The sequence below is a fragment of the Streptomyces capparidis genome, assembly GCF_054782095.1.
In genome coordinates, this window is sequence record NZ_BAAGTD010000004.1 from 259026 (window position 1) to 270635 (window position 11610).

Annotated in this window: 11 protein-coding genes and 2 pseudogenes; 4 read left to right on the top strand and 9 right to left on the bottom strand. The window is 70.8% G+C overall.

What is annotated here, in order from left to right; genetic code table 11:
* Positions 1-1077 precede the first annotated feature (1077 nt).
* Entirely contained in the window at positions 1078-1200 is a 123-nt protein-coding gene (locus ACYVO2_RS05910; protein ID WP_461006531.1) for a hypothetical protein, read from the bottom strand.
* Positions 1201-1447: 247 nt separating this feature from the next.
* On the opposite strand from ACYVO2_RS05910, the pseudogene ACYVO2_RS05915 reads away from it, so the two are divergent.
* Positions 1448-2022: pseudogene (locus ACYVO2_RS05915) on the top strand (IS5 family transposase); the annotation flags it as partial.
* Here ACYVO2_RS05915 and ACYVO2_RS05920 read toward each other — a convergent pair.
* Both ACYVO2_RS05920 and ACYVO2_RS05925 read right to left on the bottom strand, forming a co-directional pair.
* Positions 2006-2485 carry a GNAT family N-acetyltransferase gene (locus ACYVO2_RS05920; RefSeq protein WP_437033605.1) on the bottom strand — a complete coding sequence of 160 codons (480 nt, stop codon included), beginning with the start codon at positions 2483-2485 and terminating at the stop codon, positions 2006-2008. The pseudogene ACYVO2_RS05915 and the gene ACYVO2_RS05920 overlap by 17 nt on opposite strands.
* Positions 2486-2560: 75 nt before the next feature.
* Positions 2561-2860, bottom strand: a complete 300-nt coding sequence (locus tag ACYVO2_RS05925; protein WP_461006512.1) for a hypothetical protein — start codon at positions 2858-2860, stop codon at positions 2561-2563.
* 188 nt (positions 2861-3048) lie between these two features.
* On the opposite strand from ACYVO2_RS05925, the gene ACYVO2_RS05930 reads away from it, so the two are divergent.
* Positions 3049-3207 (top strand): hypothetical protein, encoded by a 159-nt coding sequence (locus ACYVO2_RS05930; protein ID WP_461006513.1) that lies wholly within the window; start codon positions 3049-3051, stop codon positions 3205-3207.
* Positions 3208-3427: 220 nt separating this feature from the next.
* Here the strand turns inward: ACYVO2_RS05930 and ACYVO2_RS05935 are convergent, their stop codons facing one another.
* The 5 genes from ACYVO2_RS05935 to ACYVO2_RS05955 are packed head-to-tail and all read right to left on the bottom strand — an operon-like array spanning position 3428 to position 9506.
* Positions 3428-3781: a DoxX family protein gene (locus ACYVO2_RS05935; protein ID WP_461006514.1), complete on the bottom strand. Its 354-nt coding sequence runs from the start codon at positions 3779-3781 to the stop codon at positions 3428-3430.
* Positions 3778-5751, bottom strand: coding sequence for an acetoacetate--CoA ligase (locus ACYVO2_RS05940; RefSeq protein WP_461006515.1), 1974 nt, complete (start codon positions 5749-5751; stop codon positions 3778-3780). Before ACYVO2_RS05940 ends, ACYVO2_RS05935 begins: the two co-directional genes overlap by 4 nt.
* Positions 5748-7364: a bifunctional 3-(3-hydroxy-phenyl)propionate/3-hydroxycinnamic acid hydroxylase MhpA gene (gene mhpA, locus ACYVO2_RS05945; protein WP_461006516.1), complete on the bottom strand. Its 1617-nt coding sequence runs from the start codon at positions 7362-7364 to the stop codon at positions 5748-5750. Before mhpA ends, ACYVO2_RS05940 begins: the two co-directional genes overlap by 4 nt.
* A 19-nt stretch (positions 7365-7383) precedes the next feature.
* Positions 7384-8322, bottom strand: a complete 939-nt coding sequence (locus tag ACYVO2_RS05950; protein WP_461006517.1) for a fumarylacetoacetate hydrolase family protein — start codon at positions 8320-8322, stop codon at positions 7384-7386.
* A gap of 29 nt (positions 8323-8351) precedes the next feature.
* Entirely contained in the window at positions 8352-9506 is a 1155-nt protein-coding gene (locus tag ACYVO2_RS05955) for a VOC family protein (protein ID WP_461006518.1), read from the bottom strand.
* A 135-nt stretch (positions 9507-9641) separates the two neighbouring features.
* On the opposite strand from ACYVO2_RS05955, the gene ACYVO2_RS05960 reads away from it, so the two are divergent.
* A complete protein-coding gene (locus ACYVO2_RS05960) occupies positions 9642-10277 on the top strand; it encodes a TetR/AcrR family transcriptional regulator (protein ID WP_461006519.1) in 636 nt (211 codons plus the stop codon).
* Between the two features lie 22 nt (positions 10278-10299).
* Here the strand turns inward: ACYVO2_RS05960 and ACYVO2_RS05965 are convergent, their stop codons facing one another.
* Positions 10300-11079: an LmeA family phospholipid-binding protein gene (locus ACYVO2_RS05965; RefSeq protein WP_461006520.1), complete on the bottom strand. Its 780-nt coding sequence runs from the start codon at positions 11077-11079 to the stop codon at positions 10300-10302.
* A gap of 77 nt (positions 11080-11156) precedes the next feature.
* Between ACYVO2_RS05965 and ACYVO2_RS05970 the strand changes: the two are divergent.
* Positions 11157-11610 (top strand): annotated as a pseudogene (locus ACYVO2_RS05970) (IS5 family transposase); the annotation flags it as partial.

Here is an 11610-nt window from a genome sequence, read left to right on the forward strand (position 1 = left end):
GCGACCGCTGCCCGCAAGCCCCGTCTCGCGACCGGACCGGGCGGCGGCTTGGGCCACCCCTTCCCCCGCGGTGCAGGCGCCAGGGTCTGGGTCACCGACCACCTGCTGCGCGGCGTCCCGCTCGTGGTCATCACCGGCATCCACCGCCTGGGCGCCGCCTGCACTCCGCGCACCTCCCCCGTGGCCGCGTTGTACGACATCACCCGCCACGCCCGCGCCACCCTGCTCGAGGGGATCACGGCGGCGCTGCACCTCGGCGGCCGACGCACTGCCCACTCCCGCCAACGCGCCGATACCGCTGACGGGGCAACCGGCGCAGCGCTGGCCGACGACCCAGTGGTGCTGCCTGCGGTCATCCTCGACCAGGGCGACCGCGTCCCTGCCTCGAACACCGCCCCGCTGTCCGGGCCGCTGGGGCCGTCAAGGGCAGCCGCCCGAACCCAGGGCCGCGGCGGCGACCCGCCCGCTTCGTGCCGCTACCAACCTTTCCCGGCTCATCCGTCGGCGGGCGCGGGGAGGTCTTTTGCGGGGATGCCTGCGGGCCGTAGCGCCCGTGTGTGGTCTGCCGGACCAGGCCCGCCTTCTCCCGGGCGCCCAGCCACTTCCTCATCTGGCGTCCGGAGACGGCCCGCCCGTCCTGCGCCGGCCGCCGGGCATGTTCCTCGTAGGTGACAGCGGGTGGCGATGCCGACCTCCCGCACGACCTCCAGCGCGTAGTCCTCCACGCTTCCGCTGTCCGGCTCGTCCCCGGCTTGTCCAGCCTGCCCGGCCGATGACGGCCGGGGCTGGCCGTCCCCGGCCGCCCCGTCGCTGCGCTGGCGCCCATTGCGGCCGAATGCGGATCGGTGACCGCCGACGCGGACGGCTCGTGCTGCCCGCGGCCTCACCCGTGTCAGCGCCCTTCACCCGGCCGGCGCGCTTCGCCGTGCGCCTGCCCCGCGGCCCGCCCCGACGGGATGTCGCGGGGGCGGGCCCGCCGCACTCACCCCCGCGCCGTTCCCGGGCGCGAGTACACGAGTGCGGACTTCAAACGTCCGCTTCCCTCTGCCAGGGCGCGGCGAACTAGTCCACGTCGAACTAGTTGGTGGTACTGGAGATCCCGGCGGCCTCGAAGCCGACGACGACGTCGGCGGACGCGGTGCCGGCAAGTCCGAGGACGCCGAGCATCGCTGCGGCGACGCTCACCACCACACGGGACATACGTAGACGAGAAGCCATTGAGCACTCCTGTTCCCACCGACCGAGTGAGCTGACCACCTGGCAACGGACGCGGCCCCGGCCGTGTCACGGTCCTTCACCCGGCTGGCGCGCACCTCCTCGGCCAGGAGCTGAAGGCGGCCGGGAACACGAGCACCCGGCATCGACCGCGCCCACGGCCCCGCTTCCGCCTTGTACCCCAACTCGCCAAGGCCCTCAACGTGCCGACCCCCGCCGTGCGCAAGCCGGGCTTTGCCGAGCGCACCAGCATGCCGCCGGGGCACGAAAAAAAAAGGGGGAGCTGCAGAAGGAGCCGCCCGGCGGTGCCGCCGTCGAGCCGGACGACCATGGCCTCGGGCGCTCGCGTGGCGGCCTGACCTCCAAGCTGCACTTGGCCGTCGAACAGGGGCAGGCGCCCATGTCCATCGTGATAACGGCCGGAGAGCAGGGGACTCGCCGCAGTTCGAGCCCGTCCTGAAGAAGGTCTGTGTGCCCCGTCTCGGGCCGGGCAGGCCCCGCGCCTGGCCCGATCGGGCCCGCGCGGACAAGGCGTACGCCTCCCGGAAAAACCATGCCTACCTGAGACGGCGCGGCATCCGCTGCACCATCCCGGACAAGGCCGGCCAGGCCCGCAACCGTAAGAAGCGCGGCTCCCACGGAGGTCGACCGCCGAAATTCGATGCGATCGACTACCGCGAGCGCCACGCAGTCGAGTGCGGCATCAACCGCCTCAAAAGGCACCGGGCTGTGGCCACGAGACACGACAAGCTCGCGGTCCGCTACGAGGCAGCCGTCCTCGTTGCAGCCATCAACGAGTGGCTGTGACTGCCCGCTTTGCCATCGGGATGGTGAACTGCAAGTCCGGCCGTTCCCAGGCGACCTTCGGTGGAGATGGGGCGACCGTCCCCACACGCTTCGCGCCCATGCGCAGGTAGAACTTCTCCGCCGGCGGATGGGCCACCACGCGCACGCTGGCCACACCGGCTTCCCTGGCCTGAACGGCCATGTGCCCGATCAGGCGCCGCCCGATACCCAGTCCCTGCGCCTCATCCGCGACGAATGCCAAGTCCAACTCCGGCGGCTCCAGCACGAGGGCGTAGAAGCCGAGTATCTGACCGGATGCATCGACGGCCACGAAGACTCGATGCTGGGCGACGTACTCCGCCGTGACCCGGTATCCGGAGATGATCGAGGCGTACTGCCCCTGATAGGCACTGGACTGCTGAATCAGCGAGGTGAGGCGCTGCGCATCATGTGCAACGGCACGCCTGATCGTCGTGGACTGCATCCGCCTGAGTATTAGGAGCGCGGGACGTAAGTGCCCATTACTTCTTCCAGCCAAGATCTACTTTCGATACAGGCCCTAACAGGCGCCGGTGATGTCGTGGGTATGGAGGCGGGCTCGGGTGAGTTTGGTGGCGAAGAGCATGCGATCGCGCGGATAGGCGTCGCTGGCGACGGCGAGGCGGGGTAGGCGGTGAGTGTCGCCGCGTTCTCCGGCCAGGGCGGGGGTGCCATCGTTGGTGCCGGAGGCCTCCTCGGCCCCGGCGCCACCGTCGGTGCCCACACCATGGTCGCGCTCGGTGCCGTCGTCACCAAGGACGTGCCCGCGCACGCTCTGGTCGCCGGGAATATGGCCCGCCAGTGCGGCTGGGTCTGCCACTGCGGCCGCACGCTCGACCCGGCCCTGCGCTGTCCCGCCTGTCCCCGCGCCCACACCCGAGACGGCGACGGGCTGGTTTCGCTCGACCGTCCGAGGCAGGAGTGACGCCAGTGCCGGTTTGTCGCACTGCTGCTGCAAGCGCCCGCGCCGCCGCGCGCACCCGGGGATCGCCTCTTAGCTCGCTGTCCATGAGCCATGCACCGCTGCCCCCAGCCGAGTACTACGCCACCCTGCCCAGGCACATCGCCGGAGCAGGAGCGATCTTCCACGACGAGCAGAGCAGGTTCCTGCTGGTCAAGCCTGCCTACCGCAACGACGGCACCTGGGAGGTGCCCGGTGTTCGTTAGGCAAGTTGGTTGTCGGAATCAAGGTTGTCGGGTTCTGTTGGGCTCGAGACGAGTTCAGCTGAAGGCGAGTCGGCGGAAGGTGCTGCGGACGTCGGTCAGCGGCTGGCGGTGGCGGGTGCCGTTGAGCTTTCTACCGCGGCATTTCCGCGAGCGGTCGGCGGGAGACCCGTGGGTCCTCGGGCATCGACGGGCCCCGCGAAACGGCGCACGCTGCAGACCGTCAGCCGGTACCGATCGCCACCCCGGCGTACGCCACCGCCGTCAGGGCCATGACGGCGGCGGGCATGGCCCGCACGGGCGGGTCGCCGTGGCGCAGGTGGACCACTGCGGCCGCGGTCATCAGCAGTGCCAGCCCGATCGCGGCGGCCACCCCGAGTGGGGCGGAAGCCAGTCCGAGTACCAGCCCGATGGTTCCGGCCACTTCCAGGCCGCCGACGACGCGGTAGAGGCCCGGCGACATGCCGAGATGTGCTGCCGCCTGGCGCATGAACGGCACCGCGGCGATCTTCGCCGCTCCCAGTGACAGGAAGACCAGGGTCAGGACGACGGCGAGGGTGATCTGCGCGGTTGTCACGACGACCGGCCCCGGCGTTCGGCGCCCAAGTGGGCGAAGTAATGGATGAGGTCAGGGGCGTCCACGGCCGCAAGGTTGACGACCTGCTCGACCGGGGCGCCCTGAAGGAGGCGCTTGACGGGGACTTCGAGTTTCTTGCCGGTGCGGGTGTGCGGGATGCCGGGGACTTCGAGGATCTCGTCGGGGACGTGGCGGGGTGAGGCACCCGTCCGGATCGCCTCCTTGATCTTCTCGCGGAGCGGGTTGTCCAGGGTCACCCCGGCGGCGAGGACCACGAACAGCGGCATCCAGTAGCCGCCGTCGGGTTCTTCCGCGCCGATGACGAGGGCCTCGGTGATCTCGGGGAGGCGTTCGACGACGTCATGGATGTCGGCGCTTCCCAGGCGTACGCCGTTGCGGTTCAAGGTGCTGTCGGAGCGACCGTGGACAATCACGGAACCGTGGCCCGTGACCGTGATCCAGTCGCCGTGCCGCCATACGCCGGGGTGGGAGGAGAAGTAGGCGTCGCGGTAGCGGGTGCCGTCGGGGTCGTTCCAGAAGTACAGCGGCATGGACGGCATCGGGCGGGTGACAACCAGTTCCCCGACCTGGTCCACGATCGGGACGCCCTCGGCGTCGTACGCGGCCAGGGCCACGCCCAGGTGGGGTGCTGACAGCTCTCCTGCCCAAACCGGTGTATTAGGGGCGCTGCCGGCGAATCCGGAGACGATGTCCGTGCCGCCGCTGATGGAGGCGAGCAGGACGTGGTCGCCGACGTGGTGGCGGACCCAGGGGTAGGCGGAGGCCGGCAGGGCGGAGCCGGTGCAGCCGACCACGCGGATCGAGGACAGGTCGTGCGCCGAGGGGTCGATGCCGTACTTGGCCATGCCCAGCAGGTACTGGGGGCTGGTGCCGAAGACGGTCACCCGGTGACGAGCGGCCAGCTCCCACAGGACGCCGAGCTTGGCGAAGGGCGCCGGGCTGCCGTCGTAGGTGCAGGTCGTGGCGCCGGTGAGCAGCGTGGAGGCGACCAGGTTCCACATCATCCAGTGGGTGGTGGTGTACCACAGCAGGCGGTCGCCGGGGCCGAGGTCGGAGTGCAGGCCGAGGGTCTTGAGATGTTCGAGCAGGACGCCGCCGTGGCCGTGGACGATGCCCTTGGGCAGGCCGGTGGTGCCCGAGGAGAACACGACCCACAGCGGGTGGTCGAAGGGCACCGGTGTGCAGGTGAGTTCCTCGGTGCGGGTGGCGGCGTCCTCCCACGGCACCACCAGCGACGGGTACGCCTGTGGCGGCCACGGCAGGCCCACGTGGTCCACGAGCACGGTTGCCTTCAATGTCGGCAGCGCGCCTGCGAGTTCGAGGGTGGCGTCGCGGCGGTCGTGGGTGGTGCCGTTGAAGAGGTAGCCGTCGGCGGAGATCAGGACGGTGGGTTCGAGCTGGGCGAAGCGGTCGGCGGCGGCCTTGGGGGCGTAGTCCTGTCCGCAGACCGACCACACGGCGCCCAGGCTCGCGGCGGCGAGGAAAGCGACGATCGCGTGCGGGGTGTTGGGCAGGTAGCCGACGACCCGGTCCCCCTGGCCGACGCCAAGGTCGCGCAGGGTGGCGGCGACGGAGGCGACCTGGGCGCGCAGCCGGTCGCCGGTCACCTCGTGGCTGGAACCGGTCTCGTCGAGGGCGATGATCGCCGCGGTGTCGTCGGTGAGGTTGCGCAGGGCGTGGTGGGTGTAGTTGAGGGTGGCGCCGGGGAACCAGCGGGCACCGGGCATCCGCTCCTCCGCGAGCACCTGCTCGTACGGCGTGTCCGCGTCGATGTCGAAGTACTCCCACACCGCGCCCCAGAAGCCCTCCAGGTCGGTGACCGACCAGCGGTGCAGGGCGGCGTAGTCGGTGCCGTCGAGCCCGGCGTGGCGGGCGAAGTCCATGATGCGGCTGTCGGCGACGGCCTGTGGATCGGGCGTCGTGAAGGGTTCCGGGTACGGCCTGGTCATCGTGTGGCGCTCCTCAGCAGGCTTTTCTCGACGGTCCGTGGGGAAGGGTGGGGGCTGCGCGTGGTGTGCAGGAGAGACGCCCAGGCGGCGGTGTCCGTGAAGTCGTGCCCCCCGGCTGGGACGACGTCCATGACGACGCGGTCGGGGCGCAGCAGGACGGCGTCGGCCCGGCCGGCGCGCAGCCAGGCGGCGAGAGTGCCGTCGTCATGGAGGTCGGTCACGGGGATCGCCGGGATGCCGAGCCCGTGGGCGAGGGCGCGCAGCGAGGGCCAGGAATCGGCGGCGGTCAGGACGGTGAAGGTCGTGCCGAGCACCTCGTCGAGACGGATGCGCCGGCCGTCGAGTCCCGCCCACGGTTGCGGGCAGTGGGTGCCCACAAGACCCTTGCGGGTGCGGCGCCGCACGAGGGGCCCGGCGGTCAGGGGTGGGCTGAGGTCGCGGCCAGCTGCCGCGGTGAGGCCGGGTATGCGGCAGGCCGCGGCCAGGATCCTGCGGCGCAGGGCGGCGGCGCCGTCCTGGCCGCCGGTCATGGCCCAGCCCATCGCGACGGCGAGCCGGATCACATGCCGGGCGTGCGGCTTTCGTTCGCTCTCGTAGGTGTCCAGCAGCCGCTCGTCGCCACCCTGCTGGAGGACTCGGGCGAGCTTCCAGGTGAGGTTGTAGGCATCACGCAGGCCCGAGCACAGCCCCTGCCCGATGAACGGCGGGGTGAGGTGGGCGGCGTCGCCGAGGAGGAAGACCCGTCCGCTGCGCCACCGGTCGGCCACCCGGGCCCGGAAGGTGTACTGCGTCTCCCGTACGACTTCGAAGTCCCCGTCGTACGAGGGCGGGAGCCACGGAGCGATCAGCTCGCGGACCGGCTGCTGCCGGTCTCGCAGCCGGAACTCCCAGCGGTAGCGGTCCTCACCGACGCGCATGAACGTTGCCGGCCGGTGCGGGTCGCAGACCTGGTCGACGCCTTCCCAGCAGCGGACGTCGGCCTTCGTACGGACGTCGATGACGGTCCAGCGTTCCTCGAACCGCAGGTCCTCCCATGCGGCGCCGATCGCGTCGCGGGTGAGGCTGCCCGCGCCGTCGCAGCCGAGGACCGCCTCGGCCCACAGATGATGCTCACCGTCGTCGTCGCGGTAGGTCACGCGCACGGGGCCAGCCGGGTCCGGGCCGACGCCGGTGACCTCGACACCGCCCCGCAGTTCGCACTCCGGGCGCCGGGCGAGGGCGTCGCGCAGCAGTCGCTCCAGCTCGGGCTGGTCGAACATGCTGGTCTGCGGGTAGCCGTGGTGGCCGTGCTCGGAGCGCCGGAACTCGGCCATGACCCGGTGCCGGGCGTCCAGGAGCCGAAGTCCTTTCGCTGGGCGGGCGATCGCGGCGAAATCCTCGCCTACGCCCGCGGCCTGGAGGATGCGGCGCACCTCGTCGTCGGTGGCGACGGCGCGCGGGAGTGGGTAGATGTCCTGGTGGCGTTCGAGGACGACGGTGCGGACACCGCGCCGGGCGAGGAGGAGGGCGGCGGTCACGCCCACCGGCCCGGCGCCGATGATCACGACGGGTGCGGGGTCTGTCTGTGCCGGCCCGGGCGTGGCGTCCCGGGGCCCGGCCTGGTCGGCGGTCATGTGCGGCTCACCTCGGGGCCTACTTCGCGTCCGTGACGGGCGTGCACTGCTCGCCGAGGTCGATCCGCCCGTCCGCGGTCGAGATCGTCGCCGTGATCACGTCACCCGCGTGCAGGTAGCGCGGGTTGCGGGCCTGGCTCTTGAAAAACGCCTTCCACTTCACGGCGGGCGGCAGCAGCGCGCCGATCTTCTCCACCGCCTTGGGCGGGGCCTTGAGGGCCGTGCCGCCGGGGGTCCCGGTGAGCAGCAGATCGCCGGGGTCGAGGGTCTGGAAACGGGCCAGCAAGGTCAGCGCCTGTGCCGGACGGACGATCATGTCAGCGAGGGTGCGGTCCTGACGCAGCTCGCCGTTGACCGACAGCTTCAGCCGCAGATCAAGGAGATGGGCGAAGTCCTCGGGCTCCAGCAACGCCAGGTAGGGGCCGGTCGGTGTGAACGTCGGGTACGACTTGCTCTCGTAGAACTGCGTCTTGGTCAGCTGCACCTCACGCGCGCTGACGTCGTTCGTGATCACCAGCCCGGCGACATACGAGGGCAGGTCACGCTCCTGAACGACAGTGCCGATGGGCAGGGGTGCGCTCATGACGAGCCCGAGCTCGATCTCGTAGTCGAGGAACTTCACGTGCGACGGCCGGACGATCGCCTCGCCCGGGCCGCTCACCGACCCGGACGCCTTGCGGAAGAAGGCGGGCGGGATGTCGCCGGTGAAGCCCGAGTCGCGCGCGTGACTGCGGTAGTTGACCATCTGGGCGACCACCCGGCAGGGGGTGGTGACCGGCGAGAGGGTCACTAGATCGGCGACGGGCGTGCCTGTGTCGGCCGAGAGCGCCGCCTCCCGTACGGCGTCACGGTCGGCGATCAGTTCGGCGGTGGTGGCGGCCTTGGTGTCAACGGGGACGGCCCGGTCGCTGCGGAGGACCCACCAGCCGTCGGCGGTGCGCAGGACGTTGGTGCTCATGTCAGTACCTTCGTGAGGGAGTTGGGGGTTCAGGACTTGGCGGCTTTGAGCAGGCCCAGCAGGCGTGCCGGGTCCATTTCGTTGTCGCCTCGCAGGGCTTCGATGACGTCACGGACCCGCTGCGGGGAGGGGCTCGCGCCGAGGAAGTCACGGGTGGCAGGTGGCCCCCACTGGGCGAGGCCGGTGGTCGACATGGGTGCCCAGCCGGGCTCCAGGTCGCAGGAGAACAGGTCGCCGTCGGCGAAGTGCTCCAGCATGAAGTGGTCGGGGTCGCGCCAGTAGTCGAAGAGCTGGCTGCCCTGGATGTGCCGGCCGATGCCCCAGCTGCGCTTGTAGCCACGCTCGGCCAGGTACTCTCCGCCGGCGGCGATCGAGTCGAGGTCGGTCACCTGGTAAGCGGAGTGGACGTAGCCGTTGCCCGGGCCCAGATGCATGGCCAGCGTGTGGTGGTCAACGGCCCGGCTGCCCTGGTCACAGCGGATGAACGCCATCGTCGGCCCACGGCCGCGCTGGCCGTCGAGGAACAGGAAGTCGGACACGATCATCCCGAGGGTGTCCAGGTACCAGTCCAAGGCGCGCCCGAACACCCTTGTCTCCAGGACCACATGGCCCAGACGCTGGATGCGGGAGGGTTCACGCGGCGGGCGCTGGGTGACGTTCGTGCGACGGTGATCGGTGCCGAAGTTGAGCAGCAGCGGCTGCTGCTCGGGCAGCGCCGGCAGTTCCTCCCCGCAATGCACGACCCGGACCGGGAAGCCGGAGGGGTCGAGCAGGTCGACCACCTTGCCACCGCCGGGCACGTCCGCGTCCCGCACGGACGTGCCAGTCGCGCGGGCCAGCCGGTCCAGGTCGGCCCGCTCGGCGGCACGGAACGCAGGGCCGATGAAACGGGAGGCCCGGCCGCGCCGGATCACCATGCACGGCGAGCCGGCGAAGGTGCCCCGCAGCCACAGCTCGCTCTCGCTCCGAGCGGCGATACCGAAGCCGAAGTCCCGGGCGAAGACCTCGGCCCGGCCCAGATCGGGCTTCTCGAACTCCAGCCAGGCCAGGTCGGCCACCTTGATCACGGGATTCCGGGACCGCCCGGGATGCTCGCCGCGCAGGGCGCCCTGCGCGCTGTGGAGGTCCTGATGGGCCGTCCTGACGTCCGGGACGCCGACTGCGTTGACGCGGGTTTCGGACATGGTGCCCTCCAAGCAACATTGCCGTAATGAGGAAATCATCAACTCTGACAGTTCTGTCGTCAAGTTGTTCACGGCAGGAAATGATGGTTTCATCAGGACTGCGATGCTCATCGTCTCCGCGGTTAGACTCTGGGCATGCCTACGTCAGCACCGCCCAGTAACCGATTCGAGCGGCGTCGCGCCGAGACCCGCGCGGCTCTCGTCCGCGCGGCCCGCCAGATACTCGCCGAGAACGGGGACACCAGCGCCAGCATCCAGGCGATCGCCGAGCGCGCCGACGTCGGCTTCGGCTCCTTCTACAACCACTTCGAGTCCAAGACGGAGCTGTTCGAGGCCGCGGTGCAGGACGCGCTGGAGGAGTTCGGCCAGACCTTCGACGAGCGCCTGGCCGGGATCGACGACCCGGCGGAGCTCGTCGCGACGGGCTTCCGGCTCAGCGCCCGCATGGCCGAGTCGCACCCGGAGCTGATGCAGGTACTGCGCGGCCGGGGCCTGGGCCACATCCACTCGGACAACGGACTGGCCCGGCGGGCCCGCCGGGACGTCGAGGTCGGCATGGCCTCCGGCCGCTTCACCGCCGTCGACCCGACGGTGGCCCTGTCCGCACTGGGTGGAACGCTGCTGTCCCTGGTGGAGCTGAGATTCGCCCGCCCCGATGTGGACGGCGACGACGCCGCGGTGAACCTCGCCGAGATGGTCCTGCGCATGCTGGGCGTCCCGCCGGACGACGCCCACGAGGTCGCCCGGCGCCCCCTCCCCGACCTTGCCTGACCGACCACCGACGCCCCACTCCTCACGCGGTGGACGACGAGCTCGGGCGGAAGGTGACCGAGCGGCCGGTGAAGTGGGCATCGATCCCGTTCTCCGTGGTGGTGACCGAGCGCAGGTGCAGCCCTTCGGGGACGTTCTCCAGCGGGACGGGCTCTTCCAGTGCTTTGTCGAGCAGCAAGGGCGGGATCAGCTCGCCTTGGACCGTGCGGACGTCCGTGAAGGCGATGCGGTTGCCCTTCGCCGCGGAGACGGCCGCACTCACGGTCACGTCGCCGGCGAGCGGCAGACTGGCCGTCGCGTGGATCCGGCCCGGCTCGTCACCTCTCGACACGCCCACGCCGAGCGCGGCCGACACGTCCTCGTACGACAGGAACGCGGTCGCGTCGACGCTGCGGGCATGAGCCTCGTCGGCCCTGCCCGAGGTCTTCAGACCGTCGAGGCCGACGGTCAGCTTCGTCACCGGCAGGGGCCGTGTCGAGCCGTCGGCAGGTATGTCGTGGGCGGTGAGGTCGACGTGGCTCAGGCTGCCCTCGGCCAGCTGTGTCAGCACGGGGAAGCCGCTGACGTGCACCGAAGGCCGATCAGCGGTTCCCATGCCGTCTTGGAACGCCTTCGCCGTACGGCTCTCCACACGGGCCGCGGCGACCCGGTCGACCACGACGGCACCGATCAGCAACGGCACGAGGGACACCGCAGCAATGATCCGGCGCCGCCTCCTGGAGGCCGGTGGGCTCGCGTACACGGCGGCGCCGCTGCAGTAGGGATCGCCGACGAGCTGGTCATCGGGCTGGGACTGGTACATGAGTGTCCTCTCCGGGAAGTGCTCGGAATGTGCGTCTGAGGGCTAGGCAGTTTCGTTCGGATCAGTCGGTCGTTGGTCTGGGTGTGCCGTTGACAGATGCGCAGTGGGCGCGGATCGAGCCGTTGCTGCCGGACCGGACACCGAGGCGGGGTGGCCGCTGGCGGGACCATCGTGAGGTGATCGATGCGATCGCCCACAAGTTCCGGACCGGGACGCAGTGGGTGCACCTGCCGGAGCAGTACGGCAACTGGCGGGGGGTGTACAACCGGCTGCGGATGTGGGCGGTGGACGGCACCTGGGAGCGGGTCTTCACCGCCCTGGTGGCCCAAGCCGACGCGGACGAGGACCTGAGGTGGGCTGTCTCGGTGGACTCCACCATCGTGCGGGCTCACCAGCACGCGGCCGGGGCCCGCAAAAAGGGGCCCCGGCCGGTGAGCCCGCCGGCCACGCCCTGGGCCGGTCCCGCGGCGGGGTGACCACGAAGATCCACCTCGCGGCCGACGGCCGGTGCCGGCCCCTGGCGTTCCACCT